The organism is Streptomyces sp. NPDC002734 (genome assembly GCF_040295685.1).
Taxonomy (GTDB): domain Bacteria; phylum Actinomycetota; class Actinomycetes; order Streptomycetales; family Streptomycetaceae; genus Streptomyces.
This window is the reverse complement of the sequence record NZ_JBEOVU010000018.1, coordinates 117,824-135,613: the sequence shown is the minus strand read 5'-3', so window position 1 is coordinate 135,613 and position 17,790 is coordinate 117,824. Positions and strand designations below refer to the sequence as shown.

At 72.6% G+C, this 17,790-nt stretch carries 15 protein-coding genes; 9 read left to right on the top strand and 6 right to left on the bottom strand.

What is annotated here, in order from left to right; all coding sequences use genetic code 11:
• Positions 1-32 precede the first annotated feature (32 nt).
• Complete coding sequence (locus ABT026_RS18250; RefSeq protein ID WP_351115564.1) at positions 33-746, top strand: glycoside hydrolase family 12 protein; 714 nt, start codon at positions 33-35, stop codon at positions 744-746.
• Between the two features lie 115 nt (positions 747-861).
• Here the strand turns inward: ABT026_RS18250 and ABT026_RS18245 are convergent, their stop codons facing one another.
• Together ABT026_RS18245 and ABT026_RS18240 are read right to left on the bottom strand one after the other, a co-directional pair.
• Positions 862-2,907, bottom strand: coding sequence for a glycoside hydrolase family 31 protein (locus tag ABT026_RS18245; protein WP_351115563.1), 2,046 nt, complete (start codon positions 2,905-2,907; stop codon positions 862-864).
• Between the two features lie 117 nt (positions 2,908-3,024).
• Positions 3,025-4,071: a LacI family DNA-binding transcriptional regulator gene (locus tag ABT026_RS18240; protein ID WP_351115562.1), complete on the bottom strand. Its 1,047-nt coding sequence runs from the start codon at positions 4,069-4,071 to the stop codon at positions 3,025-3,027.
• 468 nt (positions 4,072-4,539) lie between these two features.
• Here ABT026_RS18240 and ABT026_RS18235 point away from each other — a divergent pair, with 468 nt between their 5' ends.
• A complete protein-coding gene (locus ABT026_RS18235; protein WP_351115561.1) occupies positions 4,540-7,254 on the top strand; it encodes a cellulose binding domain-containing protein in 2,715 nt (904 codons plus the stop codon).
• Between the two features lie 70 nt (positions 7,255-7,324).
• Here the strand turns inward: ABT026_RS18235 and ABT026_RS18230 are convergent, their stop codons facing one another.
• A complete protein-coding gene (locus tag ABT026_RS18230) occupies positions 7,325-8,158 on the bottom strand; it encodes an alpha/beta fold hydrolase (RefSeq protein WP_351115559.1) in 834 nt (277 codons plus the stop codon).
• A gap of 113 nt (positions 8,159-8,271) precedes the next feature.
• Between ABT026_RS18230 and ABT026_RS18225 the strand changes: the two genes are divergently transcribed.
• The gene (locus ABT026_RS18225; RefSeq protein WP_351115558.1) at positions 8,272-9,009 is read left to right on the top strand and encodes a hypothetical protein; all 738 of its coding nucleotides are present in this window, start codon (positions 8,272-8,274) and stop codon (positions 9,007-9,009) included.
• 30 nt (positions 9,010-9,039) lie between these two features.
• Here ABT026_RS18225 and ABT026_RS18220 read toward each other — a convergent pair whose 3' ends face one another.
• Positions 9,040-10,206 (bottom strand): PP2C family protein-serine/threonine phosphatase, encoded by a 1,167-nt coding sequence (locus tag ABT026_RS18220; RefSeq protein ID WP_351115557.1) that lies wholly within the window; start codon positions 10,204-10,206, stop codon positions 9,040-9,042.
• Positions 10,207-10,421: 215 nt separating this feature from the next.
• Between ABT026_RS18220 and ABT026_RS18215 the strand changes: the two genes are divergently transcribed.
• The 3 genes from ABT026_RS18215 (at position 10,422) to ABT026_RS18205 (ending at position 13,327) form a co-directional block, all read left to right on the top strand.
• Positions 10,422-11,111 (top strand): HEAT repeat domain-containing protein, encoded by a 690-nt coding sequence (locus ABT026_RS18215; protein WP_351115556.1) that lies wholly within the window; start codon positions 10,422-10,424, stop codon positions 11,109-11,111.
• Positions 11,098-12,102 carry a HEAT repeat domain-containing protein gene (locus ABT026_RS18210; protein ID WP_351115582.1) on the top strand — a complete coding sequence of 335 codons (1,005 nt, stop codon included), beginning with the start codon at positions 11,098-11,100 and terminating at the stop codon, positions 12,100-12,102. Before ABT026_RS18215 ends, ABT026_RS18210 begins: the two co-directional genes overlap by 14 nt.
• Before the next feature lie 121 nt (positions 12,103-12,223).
• Positions 12,224-13,327, top strand: a complete 1,104-nt coding sequence (locus ABT026_RS18205; protein ID WP_351115555.1) for a hypothetical protein — start codon at positions 12,224-12,226, stop codon at positions 13,325-13,327.
• Between the two features lie 22 nt (positions 13,328-13,349).
• Here the strand turns inward: ABT026_RS18205 and ABT026_RS18200 are convergent, their stop codons facing one another.
• Complete coding sequence (locus ABT026_RS18200; protein ID WP_351115554.1) at positions 13,350-14,321, bottom strand: hypothetical protein; 972 nt, start codon at positions 14,319-14,321, stop codon at positions 13,350-13,352.
• 229 nt (positions 14,322-14,550) lie between these two features.
• Positions 14,551-14,889: a hypothetical protein gene (locus ABT026_RS18195; RefSeq protein WP_351115552.1), complete on the bottom strand. Its 339-nt coding sequence runs from the start codon at positions 14,887-14,889 to the stop codon at positions 14,551-14,553.
• A 214-nt stretch (positions 14,890-15,103) separates the two neighbouring features.
• Between ABT026_RS18195 and ABT026_RS18190 the strand changes: the two genes are divergently transcribed.
• The 3 genes from ABT026_RS18190 to ABT026_RS18180 all read left to right on the top strand — a co-directional run bounded on the left by ABT026_RS18190 (position 15,104) and on the right by ABT026_RS18180 (position 17,747).
• Positions 15,104-16,204 carry an AraC-like ligand-binding domain-containing protein gene (locus ABT026_RS18190; protein WP_351115551.1) on the top strand — a complete coding sequence of 367 codons (1,101 nt, stop codon included), beginning with the start codon at positions 15,104-15,106 and terminating at the stop codon, positions 16,202-16,204.
• Positions 16,205-16,520: 316 nt separating this feature from the next.
• The gene (locus ABT026_RS18185; protein WP_351115549.1) at positions 16,521-16,916 is read left to right on the top strand and encodes a thiol-disulfide oxidoreductase DCC family protein; all 396 of its coding nucleotides are present in this window, start codon (positions 16,521-16,523) and stop codon (positions 16,914-16,916) included.
• Positions 16,917-17,252: 336 nt separating this feature from the next.
• The gene (locus tag ABT026_RS18180; RefSeq protein ID WP_351115548.1) at positions 17,253-17,747 is read left to right on the top strand and encodes a hypothetical protein; all 495 of its coding nucleotides are present in this window, start codon (positions 17,253-17,255) and stop codon (positions 17,745-17,747) included.
• The last annotated feature ends 43 nt before the right edge of the window (positions 17,748-17,790 follow it).

Below are 17,790 nucleotides of genomic sequence, written 5' to 3'. Positions count from 1 at the left end.
CCTTGTGCCCCCCCACCCATGGAAGGACCACCATGGCAACACGCACCCTCCGCACCGTCGTCAAGGCCCTGCTGGCCCCCGCGCTCGCCCTGGGCGTCACCGCCGGCCTCGCCACCGCCCCCGCCCAGGCCGCCGTCTGGAACACCTGCGACCAGTGGGGCAACACCAACCTGGGCGGCTACACCCTCTACAACAACATCTGGGGCTCCGGCCCCGGCGCCCAGTGCGTCTGGGCCAACTCCGGCACCAACTGGGGCGTGTGGGCCAACCACCCCGACACCGGCGGCATCAAGTCCTACCCGAACTCCAAGAAGGTCGTGAACCGCAGCATCTCCTCGCTGCGCACCCTCACCAGCAGCTACAGCGTCAGCGTGCCGTCCGCGGGGGCCTACAACACCTCGTACGACATCTGGGACACCGACCACGACTACGAGATCATGCTCTGGGTCAACCAGTACGGCCCGGTCGGCCCGCTCGGCAGCTCCCAGGGCACCGTCACCCTCGGCGGCCACACCTGGAACGTCTACAAGGGCGACAACGGCTCCAACCAGGTCTTCTCGTTCCTGCGCACCTCCCGCTCCACCTCCGGAACGGTCGACATGCTGCCCATCCTCCGCTGGATCAAGGACACCAAGCGCTGGATGGGCGACGAGACCATCGGCGACGTCCAGTTCGGCTACGAGATCACCTCGTCCTCGGGCGGCATGGACTTCCGCACCGACAACCTGACCGTCACGGCCGGCTGACAGGAAGGGACGGGGCCGCCCGCACCCCACGGGCGGCCCCTACCGCCCGGTCCGGGACCCGTTGGACCGGGCGGTGCTCGAAGGCCGGTACTCGAAGAGCCGGCGGCGGCGTGCCCTACTGCTCCCGGACCGGCAGGACCGCACCGTCGCGCAGGAACAGCGGAATGCGCTCCAGCGGCGCGTCCACGGTCACCGCCCCACCGCCCTCGTACACCGCGCCCGTCCACGCGTCCGTCCAGCGCGCGCCCTCCGGCAGATACACCGTCCGGTCCGTGGCCCCGGCCTCCAGGACCGGCGCGACCAGCAGATCACGTCCGAGGAGGTACGCGTCGTCCACCGACCAGCAGGCCCCGTCACCGGGGAACTCCAGGAACAGCGGCCGCATCACCGGCAGCCCCTCCTCGTGCGCCTCCCGCATGACCTCCAGGACGTACGGCCGCAGCCGCTCCCGCAGACGCAGGTACCGCTCCAGGACCGCCCCGGCCTCCTCCCCGTACGCCCACACCTCGTTCGGGCCGCCCGTCATCCGCGGACCCAGCGGCATGCCGGGCTCGCGGAACCCGTGCAGCCGCATCAGCGGCGACAGCGCGCCGAACTGGAACCAGCGCACCATCACCTCGCGGTACGCGGCGTCCTGCGGATCGCCCCCGTGGAAGCCGCCGATGTCCGTGTTCCACCACGGGATCCCCGACAGCGACGTGTTGAGACCCGCCGCGATCTGACGCCGCAGCGTGGCGAAGTCCGTGCCGATGTCACCGGACCACAGGGCTGCGCCGTGCCGCTGACTGCCCGCCCACGCCGAGCGGTTGAGGGTGATCACCTCCCGCTCGCCGGCGGCCAGGAGCCCTTCGTGGAAGGCCCGCGAGTTCTCCGCCGGGTACAGGTTGCCGACCTCCAGGCCCGGTCCCGCCCAGTACCGCAGGTTCTCCGGGAATCCCGGCTTCAGCTCCGGCTCGCACGCGTCCAGCCAGAAGGCGGTGATGCCGTAGGGGTCCAGGTAGTTCTCCTTGACCCGCGACCAGACGAACTCCCGCGCCTCGGGGTTGGTGGCGTCGTAGAACGCCACCTGCACCGTGCTCGCGACCTCCTTGTCCGGCCAGTCCGCGTGCGCCAGCGGCCCGTACTGCGTGCCGATGAACAGGCCGCGCTGCTCCATCACCGGATGGTTCTCGCTCAGCGGCGACACCGACGGCCACACCGACACGACCAGCTTCACGCCGAGCTCCTCCAGCTCCCGCACCATCGCGGCGGGATCCGGCCACTCCTTCGGGTCGAACCTCCACTCGCCCAGATGCGTCCAGTGGAAGAAGTCGCAGACGATCGCCGACAGCGGCAGACCCCGGCGCCGGTACTCCCGTGCCACCTCCAGCAGCTCCTCCTGCGTGCGGTACCGCAGCTTGCTCTGCCAGAAGCCGGCCGCCCACTCGGGAAGCATCGGGGTGCGCCCCGTCACCGCGCTGTAGCGGCGCTGCCCCGCCGCCGGATCGCCCGCGGTGATCCAGTAGTCGATCTGGCGGGCCGAGTCCGCCACCCACCGGGTCCCGTTGTACGCGAGCTCGACCCGGCCGATCGCCGGGTTGTTCCACAGCAGCGTGTAGCCGCGGCTGGAGGTGAGCACCGGGACGGCGACCTCGGCGTTGCGCTGCACCAGGTCGACGACCAGGCCCTTCTGGTCCAGCCGGCCGTGCTGGTGCTGCCCCAGGCCGTACAGCCGCTCGTCGTCGTAGGCGGCGAACCGCTGCTCGAGCCGGTGGTGCCCGCCCCCGACCGCCGTGTACAGCCGGGGCCCGGGCCACCAGAAGTGGGCGCGCTCCTCGGCCAGCAGCTCCCCGCCGTCGTCGGTACGCAGGAAACGGACCAGGCCCTCGGCGTCGATCTCGGCGGTGAGCGAGCCGACCGTGACCCGGCCCCGCCCGCTTTCGATCTTCACCGCGCCGTCCGCGCCGGGCGCCTCCGGAAGCAGCGCCCCGGGAAGGTCCTGGAGCACCGGGCCGCCCAGACGGGCCCGCACCCTGACCGCGTCGGGTCCCCACGGCTCGATCCGCACGGTCTCCTGGCGTCCGCTCCACTCCAGGGCCCCGTCCCGCTCCCGGAGCGCGCCCACCGTGGGCGAGGACTGGGCGAGGCTGATCTTGGGCTGCGGCTCGGAGGTCTGGGACACGAGGCATGCTCCTGGGGGAGGACGGAAGTGGGCAGGAACCGTGGCGCGGCGGTGGTGGGCGGGCAGGACCGCGGCCGGGGGAGTGGCCGCCCACCAGGCGGGACCCTCGGGGACGGGCTACGGCCGGGCGGGAGCCGGCCCCGAACTCGCCCGCACCGTCAGCTCCGGCGCGAGCAGCACGACCTCGTCACCGCCCCGCCCCTCGAGCTTGGCGACCAGACGGTCCACGGCGCCCCGGCCCAGCTCCTGGGCCGGCAGGGCGACGGAGGTGAGCGCCACCGACGCCTGCACGGCGACCTGCTCGGGGCAGACGGCGACCACCGAGACGTCCTCGGGCACGGCCCGGCCCCGCTGGCGCAGCAGCGCGAGCAGGGGCTCGACCGCCGACTCGTTCTGCACCACGAAACCGGTGGTGTCCGGGCGTTCGTCCAGGATCCGGGCGAGCGTCACCGCGGTCGCGTCGTACCCGCCCGCGCACGGCCGGTGCAGCAGCCGCAGACCCAGCTCCCGGCCTCGCGACCGCAGCCCCTCCAGGGTGCGCTCGGCGAAGCCGGTGTGCCGCTCGTACACCGCGGGCGCCTCGCCGATCACCGCGACGTCCCGGTGCCCCAGCGCCGCCAGGTGATCCACGCACAGCGCGCCGGTGGCCCGGAAGTCGAGGTCGACGCAGGTCAGGCCACTGGTGTCGGACGGGAGCCCGATCAGCACCGCGGGCTGCTCCTGCTCCCCGCCCGGCCGCCCCTGGCCGGCGGCGCCGCCGCGCAGCAACGGCAGCCGCTCGTCGTCGAGTTCGACGTCCATCAGGATCATGCCGTCGGCCAGTCCGCTGCTGGTGACCCGGCGCACCGCGTCGGGACCCTCCTCGCCGGTGAGCAGCAGCACGTCGTAGCCGTGGGTGCGGGCCGTGGTGGCCACCGCGATCGCTATCTCCATCATCACCGGCACGTACATGTCGGTCCGCAGCGGCACCATCAGCGCGATGATGTTCGACCGGTTGCTGGCCAGCGCGCGCGCACCGGCATTGGGGTGGTATCCCAGCTCCCGGATGCTGTGCTCGACCCGCTCGCGGGTGCCGGCGGAAATGGAGCGCTTGCCGCTGAGGACGTAGCTGACGGTGCTGGCCGAGACTCCGGCGTGCTGGGCGACCTCGGCGAGGGTGACCATCCGGCTCTCCAAGCTCTGTGAAGCGCTTCGACGCCGAGGGCGGAACGGCTCAGCGGGAAGCGAGGGTGGTAGGACACTAACCCCGGCGGGCACGCGTGTCCAGAGTCGTCGAAGCGCTTCGACTGTGTCGAATTTCTTCGACTCCGCACGCGTCTTGACGCCGGGTCGGCGACCGATCGAAAGTGGGAGCGCTCCCACTCGGGCGTGTACCGGCCCGAGGCTCCACGGAGTTCCCCCGCCCCCAGTCGGGCGTACCCCGTCGCGTGCGCAGAGCCAGCGAGCCGGACCCGACGACCACGCCCGCACCCCCGACCCTGCCCCGGCGCCCCACGGGCCGCACCTTGCCCGCGCGGCCGGGGCGACGAGGAAGGAAGAGCTGTGCACGAGTCCCCTCCCCCCAGAGGCAGACCGCTGCCCGGTCGCACCCGGTCCACCACACCGCCGGCCGCCCCCAGGCCGCGGCGCGGCGTGCCGAGAGCCGGCCTCGTGCTGGCCACCGCCTTCGGCCTGCTGTGCGCCGCCCTGTTACCCGCCGCCGCGGCCAGGCCCGACGAACCGAAGGACAGCCCCGCGCGTACCGAGGCCGCCGCCGCGGCTGCCTCCGTCGACTGGAAGAACGTCCGCATCGACGGCGGCGGCTTCGTCCCCGGCATCGTCTTCAACCGCAGCGAACCCGACCTCGCCTACGCCCGCACCGACATCGGCGGCGCCTACCGCTGGGTGGAGTCGACCAAGAGCTGGAAGCCCCTGCTCGACCACGTCGGCTGGGACGACTGGGGCCACACCGGAGTGATCGGCCTCGCCTCCGACAGCGTCGACCCTAACAAGGTGTACGCCGCGGTCGGCACCTACACCAACGACTGGGACCCCGGGAAGGGAGCCGTCCTGCGCTCCTCGGACCGGGGCGGGACCTGGGCCAAGGCGGACCTGCCCTTCAAGCTGGGCGGCAACATGCCCGGCCGCGGCATGGGCGAGCGCCTGGCCGTCGACCCCCACCGCAACAGCGTCCTGTACCTGGGCGCCCCCAGCGGCAACGGCCTGTGGCGCTCCACCGACAGCGGCGCCACCTGGGCGAAGGTCACCTCGTTCCCCAACCCCGGCACCTACGTCGCCGACCCGGACGACGCCGGCGGCTACAACGGCGACATCCAGGGCATCTCCTGGGTCACCTTCGACGAGTCGACCGGCAGCGCCGGCGCCGCCACCCGGACCATCTACGTCGGGGTCGCCGACAAGGAGAACAACGTCTACCGCTCCACCGACGCGGGCGCCACCTGGTCCCGCGTGGCCGGTCAGCCGACCGGACTGCTCGCCCACAAGGGCGTCCTGGACGCCGAGAACGGCTACCTGTACCTCGCCTACAGCGACACCGGCGGCCCCTACGACGGCTCCACCGGACAGGTCTGGCGCTACGACACAGGCGACGGCACCTGGACCGACATCAGCCCGATGCCCGCGGCCGACACCTACTTCGGCTACAGCGGCCTGACCGTCGACCGGCAGAACCCCGGCACGGTGATGGTCACCGGCTACAGCTCCTGGTGGCCGGACACGCAGATCTTCCGCACCACCGACAGCGGCGCGAAGTGGACCAGGGCCTGGGAGTACACCTCCTACCCGAACCGTTCGAACCGCTACACCATGGACATCACCGCCGTCCCCTGGCTCAACTGGGGCGCCAACCCCACACCGCCCGAGGAGACCCCCAAGCTCGGCTGGATGACCGAGGCGCTGGAGATCGACCCGTTCGACTCCGACCGGATGATGTACGGCACCGGGGCGACCATCTTCGGCACCGAGAACCTCACCCAGTGGGACAAGGGCGGAAAGCCCGTCATCAAGCCGATGGTGAAGGGACTGGAGGAGACGGCCGTCCTCGATCTGGTGGCCCCGCCCTCCGGCGCCACCCTCATCAGCGGCCTCGGCGACATCGGCGGCTTCCGGCACACCGACCTGAACGCGGTGCCGGCCAAGATGTTCCAGTCGCCCAACTTCACCTCCACCACCAGCCTGGACTACGCCGAGTCGAACCCGAACACCGTGGTGCGGGCCGGCAACGTGGACAGCGGCGCCCACATCGCCTTCTCCTCCGACAACGGCGCCAACTGGTGGGCCGGTTCGGACCCCTCCGGGGTGACGGGCGGCGGCACGGTCGCCGTGTCGGCGGACGGCGGACGCTACGTGTGGAGCCCGGAGGGCGCGGGCGTGCACACCGGCTCCGGCTCCTCCTGGACGGCGTCGTCCGGCATCCCGGCCGGCGCCCTCGTCGAGTCCGACCGCGTCGACGCCAAGAAGTTCTACGGCTTCAAGGACGGCGCCTTCTACGTCAGCACCGACGGCGGCGTCACCTTCACCAAACGCGCCTCCACCGGCCTGCCCGACGGGACGAGCGTGCGCTTCAAGGCGGTGCCCGGCCGCGGCGGCGACATCTGGCTGGCCGGAGGCGCCGAGGACAAGACCTACGGGCTGTGGCACTCCACCGACTCCGGCGCCACGTTCTCCAAGGTGGCAGGCGTCCAGGAGGCCGACACCGTCGGCTTCGGCAAACCCGCCCCCGGCGCCACCTACCAGACCCTCTACACCAGCGCGAAGATCGGCGGCGTGCGCGGCGTCTTCCGCTCCACCGACGCCGGCGCGAACTGGGTACGCGTCAACGACGACAAGCACCAGTGGGGCTGGACCGGCTCCACGATCACCGGCGACCCGCGCGTGTACGGCAGGGTCTACGTCTCCACCAACGGCCGCGGCATCGTCTACGCCGACACCGCGGACATCCCCTCGCCGACCGGCCCGACCGACCCCACGGACCCGACCGATCCGACGGATCCCCCGGACCCCACGGATCCGCCGGACCCCGGTGACCCGAAGGGCGCCTGCACGGTCGACTACCGCGTCACCAACCAGTGGCAGGGCGGCTTCCAGGCCGAGGTCAAGCTGACGAACACCGGTGACAGCGCCTGGCAGGCGTGGAAGCTCGGCTGGTCCTACGCCGACGGCCAGCGCGTCACGCAGCTCTGGAACGGCGCCTTCACCCAGAGCGGCGCCCAGGTCACGGTCACCAACGTCTCCTACAACGGACGCGTCGCCCCCGGCGGCTCGGTCACCGTCGGCCTCACCGGAACCTCGACGGGTTCCAACGGCACGCCCACGGCGTTCACCCGTGACGGAGCCGCCTGCGGCTGACCCCCGGCCGCCGACCGCGCGCCGCGCCCCGCCCGGAGTGTTTCCGGGCGGGACGCGGCGCGCTCCGGGCCTACCGGCCCGGTTGCCGACCCTGCCCTGCCAGCGCCTTGCGCAAGGTCTCGGCGAACTCCGAGGGCCGGGCGAGGAAGCCCCCGTGGTCACCGGGGAACTCGACCGGCGCGGTGTCCAGAAGCCGGGCCAGTGCGAGCGAGGTGGGGTACGTGCTCAGTCCCCGGGAGCCGGCGCCGACACCGACCACCACGCCGGCCCCGCCGGCCCTCAGCGCGGCCACGTCGGGCAGGTAGCGGGTGGTGTGACGCAGCTCGTGCGCGAAGAAACGGGCACTGTTGGCGAGGTCCCGCTCCGAGGGCTGCTGCTGCGGGCCCTGCGCCCCGTCGTCCTCACCGCCGAGGTCGAAACCGGCGGTGACCATGAACTTCGTCCACGCCGCCCCCACACCGTGCTCGTGGAACGTGGCGACGATGTCGTCGGTCGCCGCCCGCTGCGCCTCGGCCTCCGGATGCAGCTCGAGCAGCGGAGGCTCGTGGGCGACGAGCGTGCGCACCCGCCCGGGATGCCGCTCGGCCAGGGCGAGCCCCGTGACCGCGCCGCCGCTGCTGCCGAAGACGTCCGCGTCCGGCGCCCCGAGCGCGTCCAGGAGCGCGGCCACGTCGTCCGCCCGCACCTGCGGCGTGGACTCCTGGGCGGGGTCGTCGAGGGTGCTGCCGGAGATGCCCCGCGGATCGTGGGTGACCACCGTGTGGTCGTCCGCCAGGGCGTCGGCCAGCGGCGCGAAGGCCGCCGCGTCCATCGGCGACCCCATCACCAGCAGCAGCGGCCCGCTGCCGCGGACCTCGTAGCGCAGGCGTGCGCCGGGGACGTCGAGTGTGTGGACGGTGGTCATCACCGTGCTCCTTCCGGGAGAACCGGTCGACCGCGGCCGCGGCGACGGAAGGAGGACCGCCCCGGACACCGAAACTCGTCGCCCCGCTCCCGACGATGTGCTAAACACATCGAATGATCTTGAAGGCCGTACGGGCGGACGCGCGCTCCTGGCACGACGACCACCTGCGGGAGCTGTTCAGCGAGGGATTCCCGCAGTTCATCACCGCGGACCACCTGGTGAAGCAGTACATCGGCAGGGTCCGGGAGTTCTTCCCCGCCTTCGACCTGATGCTGGTGGACGAGAGTGACGTCCCCGTCGCCTGCGGCTGGGGCGTGCCCGTGCGCTGGGACGGGAGCCCGCAGGACCTCCCCGGCGGCTACTCGCAGTCCCTGGTGCGCGCCGTCGAGGGGCACGAGGCGGGGGAGGAGCCCGACACCCTGGTGATCTGCGGCGCGATCGTCACCCCCTCCCTCACGGGCCGGGGCCTCGCCGGACAGGTGCTGACGGCACTGCGCACCGCGGCCGGGGAGGCGGGCCTGACCCGGGTGATCGCCCCGGTCCGCCCGACGCTCAAGGCCCGCTATCCGCTCACGCCGATCGGAACCTTCGTCACGTGGTCCCGGGAGGACGGCCTGGCCCTGGACCCGTGGATCCGCACGCACCAGCGCCTGGGCGCCGTCGTCCTCCAGCCGGCGGAGGTCTCCCAGACGATGACCGGCACGGTCGCGGACTGGGAGGACTGGACCGGCATGGCCTTCCCCGCCTCCGGCGCGTACGTCATCCCCGACGGCCTCGCCCCGCTGCACATCGACCGGTCGGCGGACCAGGGCCTGTACCAGGAGCCGAACGTGTGGATGCGGCACGTCTGACCCGCCGGCGCACCGGCCGGCCGCCGGGCCTCAGGCGACGTGACTGCCACCGGGCAGGAGATCCGCCAGGGACCGCTGCCGCACGGCCAGGAGGGCGACGTCGTCGGTGACATGACCGTGGGTGTGCTCACTCAGGGCGTCGAGCAGCAGACCGAGGAGGTCGGCGGGAGCGACGCCCTCCGGACGCCGGGCGGCGAGGCCCTCCAGCCAGGACCGCAGGGGGAAGAACTCGCCGGCCCCGTTGCGCGCCTCGGTCACGCCGTCGGTCACCAGCAGCACCGTCTCCCGCGGCTCCAGCGGCAGCCGGCGGACGGCGGGGGTGCCGCCGACCAGTCCGGCCATGCCGACCGGGGCGCCCTCCTGCTGCGGCAACTGCCACACACCGCGCGGGCCGATCACGTAGGGCCCGTCATGCCCGAAGTTGACCACCTCGACCGTGTTCGGTTCCGTGTCCGGGAAGGCGAGGACGACGGCGGTCGCGAACCGCTCGCCCTCGTCGCCGACGGCCTGCCGCAGCAGGTTGTGCCGCCGCAACCCGTTCTCCATGCGCTGCGCGACGACGTCCAGGTCCTGCTCGTAGTAGCCGGCCTCGCGGAAGGCACCCGTGACCGCACCGGCCGTCGACACCGCCGGCAAACCCTTGCCCTGCACGTCGCCCAGCACCACACGCGCCCCGAACGGGGTGGCCAGCACGTCGTAGAAGTCGCCGCCGACCCGGGCCTCGACGTCCGCCGCCCGGTAGCGGGCCGCGGACTCCACCCCGCCCCAGTCGGGCGGAATGGGGCGCAGGACGACCTCCCGGGTGGCCTCCGCGGAACTCTGCAGATGTCGCACATAGGCATGGGCCTGCGACCTGAGCACCGCGATCAGCAGCGCCAGCAACGACGCCGTGATCTCCAGGACGAAGTCCTCCGTCCGGATGGACACATCGGGGTGGGTGACGTCGATGTAGCGGTTGAGCAGCACCACGAACACCCCGAACATCAGGGTGATGGTGGGTGAGCAGACCCCCGCCGCCAGCAGGGGCACCATCAGCAGCCAGTTCACGATGCGGATGGACGGGCCGAGCTCACCGACGACGACGATGACGACCAGGGCGCTTGTGGGAATCACCCACGCGGCCCGGTCGAAGCGCGTCAGCAAAGGCTCGCGCCTCCCCTGCGAGGCGATCCGACGACGTGGCGAGTTCCAGATCACCGGCCCAGTCTCCCTCCGCCCCCCACCCCCCGGCGGCATCACGCGCCCACACCCCCCACCTTTCACACCAACCCCCGCCACCAGCGCCGGCCCGCCCCTGGCTCGCCCCGCACCGCTTGACCTTGACACGCTGACAAGCCCTTCACTGTCCCGAGAAGCCCCGCGACGCCCCTGTCCCGTCCCCGACCCTTTCCGTCCCCGAGGAGCCGGTCCCCATGACCACGACAGACCACGACCCGCACACCACGCGGGCGCTCCGCGCACTGGCGGACCACCGCACCTCCGTCCGGCTCCGGGCCGCCCTGACGCTCGGCACGACCCCCGACCCCCGCACCGTCGACGCCATGGTCGAGCGGTGCGCCGTCGAGACCGAGTTCTTCGTCCGCGACATGCTCACCTGGGCGCTCACCCGCCACCCGGCGCACCTGACCCTCCCCGCCCTGCTCCGCGAGGTCGGCTCCGAGCGCCCGCAGGCCCGCGGCCAGGCCCTGCACACCCTCTCCAAGATCGGCGACCGCCAGGCATGGCCCGCGATCACCCGCGCCCTGCTGTGCGACCCCGACGACGAGGTCGCCACCAGCGCGTGGCGCGCCGCCGTCGTCCTCGTGCCCCCGGGGGAGGAGCCCCACCTGGCCACCGCGCTGGCCACCCAACTCGGCCGCGGCGGACACGACACCCAACTGAGCCTCAGCCAGGCCCTGGCCGCCCTGGGCGACGCGGCCGTACCGGTCCTGCACACCGCGACGTCCGCCGGCGCCCCCCACGTCCGCGCACACGCGCTCGCCGCACAACGACTGCTGCACGACCCCGACACCGGTTTCGCCTCGGCGATCGAGGAGGCCAAGCGCGTCAACGCCCTCACCGGCGCCCCCATGACGGACGATGAGCACCGTGCTGATCGGTGACGTCTCCAAAAGATCCGGCGTCAGTGCCCGCATGCTCCGGCACTACGAGTCACTCGGCCTCGTCCGGCCCTCGGCCCGCACGAACTCCGGCTACCGCGAGTACTCCGAGGAGGACATCCGGCGCATCTTCCACATCGAGAGTCTGCGTTCCCTCGGCCTGCCCCTCCGCGACATCGGGCGCGCCCTCGACGACCCCGCCTTCCGGCCCACCGCCCTGGTCGGCGACCTCATCCGCCGCACCCGCGACCGCATCGCCGCCGAGACCGAGCTGCTCACCCGCCTGCGCCGGATCGAGGCCGCGGACGCCGCCGACTGGCAGGACGTCCTCCAGGTCGTCTCCCTCCTGCAGGCCCTCGGCTCCCAGAGCGCCCACACCCGGCAACGCGCCGCCCTCGCCTCGGGCACCGGCTCCCCCGTCCCGACCGAGGCCCTGGTCGAGGCGGCCCTGCACGAGACGGACCCCCACGTCGCCGGCGCCCTGCGCTGGGCCCTGGCCCGCTCGGGCTACAGCGCGGCCCCCCTGCTCGCCGAGGGCCTGGCCTCCCCGACGGCCGCCGTGCGGGAACGAGCCGCCCAGTGCCTCGCCGCCCTGCCCGGCGACACCGCCACCACCCTGCTGCGCGATGCCCTCACCCACCCCGACACCGCGGTCCGCGGCCGCGCGGCCCTGGCCCTCGGCACACGCGGCGTGGCGGACGCGGTCCCCGTCCTCCTCGACCTGATCACCGCGGGACGCAACGACACCGAGGCCGCCGACGCCCTCACCACCCTGGCCGACGACCCCCGCCACACCGACCCCATCGCCAGCGCCCTTGTCGACCGCCTCACCCACCCCACCACCGAACCCCCCGCCCGCGGCCGCCTCACCCAGGCCCTGGCCGCCATCCCCGGCCCCACCGCGTCCCGCGCCCTCACCACCCTCGCCCACGACCAGGACCCCGCAGTGGCCCTGACCGCCACCTACCTCCTCCAGCTGCGCACCCCACCCTGACCGCGCGGGGTGCAGCAGGGCGCCCCTGAGTCACCGGACGCCCCCGTCGGGCCCGCCCCGGCCCGGGCCCGGACACCGGGGTGGTGGACCGTATGTCCGACCACCCCCCTATGGTGTGCCGGTGATCTTCAACAGGAAGAAGAAGGGCGCCGATCTCGGCGCACTCGTGTCCGAGCTCGAGCAGGCCGTCGGCGCCCGTGACGGGTCCCGCACCGAGCAGGCGTTCGCCGCCGTCATGGGTGGCGCTCTGCAGCAGGCCGCGCAGAGCGAACTCATCGCCGCGGGCCCGCGATTGGCCGCGCTGCTGCCCGCGTTCCCGCCCGTCGGGCCGCGCCCCTACCTGGCGCACGCCGCCGGCTTCTGCGTGGAACGCGGCGCCGAACCACTCGCCTGCGCGGAGCCGATACTCGACGCCGTCCGCAGGGACCTGGCGGACGCCCTGGAGTTCGCCCGGCGCTGGACCGCTGCCGGGGGAGCAGGCGACGAACTCCCGGCGCCCGACGAGGAAAGCATCGACGACGCGCTCCTCGCCAGGGTGCGCGGGAACGGCGACGGCAAGGACGACGAGGACGAGCACTACGAGGCGCTGCGGCTGACCCTGGCCTGGTGCGCCGCCGAGAACTGGCAGCCGCCCGCCCTGGCCGTGCTGCTCCGCGACGCGGAGGTGCGCCGGCGGTACGCGCCCGCGCTGCTCCCCGTCTGCCTCGAACTGGCGGAGCTCCAGCGGCACGACCTCAAGTGCCTGCACCACGCGCTGGCCGTCCTGGACGACGAGCCGCTGGTCGTGCTGCACCGGCCCACCGGCAAGGGCTTCGTGGTCCGCATCGGTGGCATCGGCGACAACTTCCAGCTGCACACGCTGCTGGCCCACGTGCTCATCGGCGGCGGCCACGTGCCCGGCACCGCGCCGTCCGCCGCGAGCGTCCGCCTGGCCACGGATCCGGCGCCCGCCCAGGGGGTCACCGACACCGTTGCGACCGGGGCCTTCGAGCTCCTCGCCCCCGACGGCGAGCGGATCTGGAACGAAGGCCTGCCCACCGACATACCCGTGGTGGACGGAAACCGCCTCCTCGTCCTCGACGAGCCCTCGTACAAGCGCAGTTGGAACGCCGACCGGTTCTTCCCCGCCCTCCCGGGCACGGCCGAACTGACCGCCGTCCTCTCCGCCGACGAGACGCGGGCGTGGTTCGCCCGCACCTCGACCCCCACCGCCGCGGGAAGCTGACCTCGCCCCCGGGCAGGACGACCTACCCCGCGCGGCTCCCCAGCACCTCGTCGGCCTCCTTCGCCTCCCGGACGCGAAGGGAACGCCAGGCGTCCGCGTCCTCCGCATGCCGGTCGAGCCAGTTCCGCTGGAGCGCGGCCAGACGGCCGTAGGCGCGCTCCAGGTAGTCGGTGCGCCGCTTGCAGTCGAGGTCGGCGGCGACCGACGGATCCGTGGCGAGGTCGGTGCCCTCGGGGAGCCGCTGCGCGAACCGCGCCGGGGTGGCGGCCTTGACGCCCTGGTCGGCCATGCACGCGCTCCAGTCCGCGTCGGCGGTGCGGAGACCGGGATCGTCGGCCAGCGCCGCCGACGCGTCACGTTCGCCCTGGTCGAGGACGAGGCGGAGGTCGAGGTCGCGTCGGCGTGCGTCCTTGCCGCCGAGGAGACGGGTCTGGGCCTCGGCGAGGCAGCCGGTGGCCGGGCGCGTGACGCGGATGGCCTTGTTCCTGGCGGAGATCCGTTTCTCCGGGTCGCCGTAGAGGGCCAGGTCGAAGGCCTTGTCACGCCGGCGCTCGGCCGGGGGACGTTGCGAGCCCGCCGCGGCCTCCCCGTCGGTGGGGCCGACGGACTCGATGCCGAAGTGCAGCTGGGTGGTGCCGGCCGTCTCCGAACCGGCCGGCGCCGGGTCGGGAGCCTTGTCGTACCGGACGCCCCGATCGGTCATGCAGGCGGCGATCAGCGACTGCTCCGCGCGATGGGCCCTGCGGGCCGCGTCGGGGGAGGAGTTCAGCAACGCCTGCAGCGGCAGTGAGTTCCGCAGCGCGGTCAGCTCGGCGGCGTCCGCGGGACGCGTCGCCCCGGCGTCCTCGTCGTGACCGAGGCTCCAGCCGATCGTCGCCGCCAGCACCACCGGAGCGAGCACGAGGAGAAAGACGCCGGCCTTGCGGCGTGAACGCGCACGCGGTCCCGGCGGCTGCTGGTCGGACGGTTCGGTGGGTGAACTCGTCGGTGGCATGAGGCGTCCTCCGGGCGTGCTGACGACGTGCGGGTCCGGTCGTGCGGATGGAACGGGGCCGTGCTGCGGTGCAGGCCCGGCGGGAGCAGCGGCGGCCTGTCGGCCCGCCGCCGCTCCCGCCGGGCGGCTGACCGTCAGTAGCAGGAGATGGTCGTGGTGCCCCGCAGCTGGAGCGAGCTGGCCTGGTTCTGGTGGGCGGTGGGCAGGTAGTCCACGTACGAGCCCGGGTTCACGCAGAACACGAGCCGCTGTAGCCGGTGCCGTTGTAGTAGTGGCTCTCCAGACCGGAGCTGGAGGAGTTGCTCGCGGACACCGTGTTGTCGTTCGCGCTGAGACCGGCACCCGCGCGGGAGGTGAGCTGGTTGAACGTGTCACCCGCGAAGTTGCTGTCGGAGTTGTAGTACGAGTGGCGCGCGGAGTTGTTGATGCCCAGGTAGAAGATGCAGTGGTACCCGGAGGCGCAGTTCGGGCCGGCCGAGGCAGGGGCGGCGGTGAGCATTCCCGCAGAGGCCGCCAGGGCGGCCGTGGCGGCGCCGAACGCCAGCTTCTTGCGCAGGCTCAGGCTCATGTCTGTCTCCTGTGGTGTGACGGATGGGTCGCCGCCCCGCCGGATCTTTGGCCCGAGTGAGTGACCCCGGGCGGACCGGATGGGCGAGCGAGGCCACTTTGCTGGGCGCGACGGACGTGACGCATGTGCCGTCGGCGCACAGTGATTGGCGGAGGGCGAACCGTTGTTTCCCTGACGAGCGTCATACGGATGTAATGGCGGGACAGCGCAAGGCGTGGGGTGCATCGCCATCGGGGGACCACAAGGGGGACGTTGTGCGCACCATGTTCGATCTCGAGGCTTTGCCTGCCCTGAACGGGCGGACGCATGGCAGGAGGCCGTCAGCCGGACCGTACTTCCGGTGACCTGCCGCTTCCTCGACCCGGAGGACCACCGGGGCCGCCTGACCTCCATGCCGCTGGGCTGCGGGGAACTGACCGAGGCCACCTACAGCGCGATGACGGTGGGGCGTTGCCGGCGCCTGATCCGGCGCGACGATCCGGAGGTGTACGAACTGGTCCTGGTCACACACGGCGGCCAGGGCGTCGAGCAGCAGCGCAGGCAGGCCCAGGTGAGGCCCGGCGAAATGGTGCTGTGCGACTCCTCCCTGCCGTTCACGGCCCGCACCGCCGTCACGTCGAGCCTCTCGGGTGCGCTGGTACTGCGCCTTCCCCATCAGCTCGTCCGGCTTCCGCGGTCCCGGCTGAGGGACCTGCTGGCGGTGCCGCTGCCCGTGACCTCCGGACTGGGCAAGGTCCTCGCCGGCCTGCTCCGCGGCCTGGTGGACGAGTACACCTCCCTCTCACCCCACGACGTGACCCGCACGGGCCAGAGCGCGGTGGACCTGGCCGGCGCCGTGCTGGGCCACTTCACCGACACGGACGCCCGGTTGGAGCCGGATTCGCAGCGCAGGGTGCTCTTCATCAAGTGCGCCGCCCTGGTGGAGCGGCACCTCGCCGACCCGTCGCTCTCCCCGGCCGCGGTGGCGCGGGCACTGGGCATCTCACTGCGCTACCTGCAACTGGTCTTCCAGGACCAGGGCACGACGCCGTCGACCTTCATCCTCGAACGCCGCCTCGCACGCTGCCGCCGCGACCTGGCGGACCCGGCGCTCCTGTCGGTCCCGGTGCATGCGATCGGAGCCCGCTGGGGCTTCCCGCGCTCCTCGGAGTTCAGCCGCGCCTTCCGCAGGCGCGAGGGAGTGCCGCCCGGCGGTTACCGGATGCTGGTCGGAGGAAGCGGGTCCTCGGCGGACGGCGACGGCGACGCCTCACCCCCGAGACGCGGCGGAGCCGGATCCGCGGGCGGCGTGAGGATCGACCCGGTACGCGCCTGACCCCCCGACCCGGCTGCTCCCTCCGCCACCCGCCGGGGCCCACCCCAGGCAGCCGGCCGACCGAAACCCGCTGCTGGTCCGCTGTCCCACGGGGCAGCGGACCACCGAGCCCCGTCCGACCCGCCTGGAACGCACCGGTCCTGTCATCTCCGTCGCGGACAGCGCGGCGACGTCACCACGTTCCCTGGGCGCGTGAGATCGAGCTGCGCGACCCTGCAGCCGAGGTGTCCGAGGGCCCGCAGTGACGTATCCGAGGTAGCGTCGACATGTCAGCTTTTCGGTGATGTGGCAGCACAGCATGAGAGGTGAGGAACCCGTGCGGAGCCGGCCTGTGCTGGTCTACGACGCAGACTGCGGTTTCGGCAGCTCCTCGGTCGGCCTCGCCGAGCGACTGCTCCACCCCCGGTGCACCACCACCCCGTGGCAGTCCGCGGATCTGGACGCCCTCGGCGTCACCCAGGAACGCGCCGAGCACGAAGCCCTGTGGGTGACCCCGACGGGCACCGTATACGGCGGCTCCCAAACCGTCGCCAAGCTCCTCCTGAGCGCACGAGGCGCCTGGCCCGTGCTGGGAGCGCTGCTCATGCTGCCCCCGGTGCGGTGGGTCGCCCATCTCGTGTACCGGTGGGTGGCGAACAACCGTTCCCGGCTGCCCGGCAGCACGGCGGCCTGCTCCCCGAGACCCCCACGCCCGGCAGACCGCACGCACTGACCGCTACCGCGGGCGGCATGCCCCCACAGGCACGTGCGCACCTGCATGTGCTGCGCCCGCGGCAGTCGCTGACGAGCCGGGACCTTGGGCGGGGCCGGACCGTACGGCCGCACATCGCCCCGCTCATGAACGCCCCCGCGCACGCTCCTCCGTGCCGACCGACGACCGGACAACCCCGGTGGCGTGCGCTGGACCTGCTCCTATGATCGAGGGACGGCTGGCATGCCGATCACCGTATGGCTGCCCGGCTCGGCTGCGATCCCCTCACCCTTGAAGGGGTGAGAGGTCCTTCCAAGCTCGACAAGGGGAACCCGCGACCGGGGGAGGAGAAGGAAGTTGGGCCAACTGCGTCTGGCTTGGGTCCTGTCCGGACAGGGGTGGGCGGATTGCACGGTCAGCGACGACCAGGGTGAAGCCGTAATCCTGGCCTCGTACATCACCACCGCTCCTGAAGATCTTTTGACGGCGGTGGCACGTCTGCTTGCCGGTCAGAGCGAGTGCCGGGCACAGTTCGATGCCGAACCCACCGCCTTCCGCTGGATCTTCCACCGCGACGGCACCGACGTGTCGATCCGCCTGCTGCAACTGGCCCGCGGCAGCGACCACGACAACAGGGGGACCGAGATCTGGTCCAGCCGGCAGGACGTCGACGTCGTCGCACGAGCAGTGATCCGATGCTTCGACCAGGTCGTGTGGGAGCACGGCGAGAGCGCCTACCGCATTAGGTGGGGTGAGCACTTCCCTCGCACAGAACTGGAGGCGCTCAGAACTGTGTGGCGTGAGCATCGGGGTGATCGCTTCCCGCCGACACACACCCAGGCCCCCCAGTGAAGGCGGACCCTGAAGTGGCTGCGGCCAGTGGTCAGGTGCCGGG

Bases quoted from the DNA above. Each gene is read 5' to 3' on its own strand.
- ABT026_RS18200 (WP_351115554.1), bottom strand. From the start codon at position 14,321: ATGCCACCGACGAGTTCACCCACCGAACCGTCCGACCAGCAGCCGCCG.
- ABT026_RS18240 (WP_351115562.1), bottom strand. From the start codon at position 4,071: ATGGTCACCCTCGCCGAGGTCGCCCAGCACGCCGGAGTCTCGGCCAGC.
- ABT026_RS18230 (WP_351115559.1), bottom strand. From the start codon at position 8,158: ATGACCACCGTCCACACACTCGACGTCCCCGGCGCACGCCTGCGCTAC.
- ABT026_RS18225 (WP_351115558.1), top strand. From the start codon at position 8,272: ATGATCTTGAAGGCCGTACGGGCGGACGCGCGCTCCTGGCACGACGAC.
- ABT026_RS18250 (WP_351115564.1), top strand. From the start codon at position 33: ATGGCAACACGCACCCTCCGCACCGTCGTCAAGGCCCTGCTGGCCCCC.
- ABT026_RS18195 (WP_351115552.1), bottom strand. From the start codon at position 14,889: ATGAGCCTGAGCCTGCGCAAGAAGCTGGCGTTCGGCGCCGCCACGGCC.
- ABT026_RS18215 (WP_351115556.1), top strand. From the start codon at position 10,422: ATGACCACGACAGACCACGACCCGCACACCACGCGGGCGCTCCGCGCA.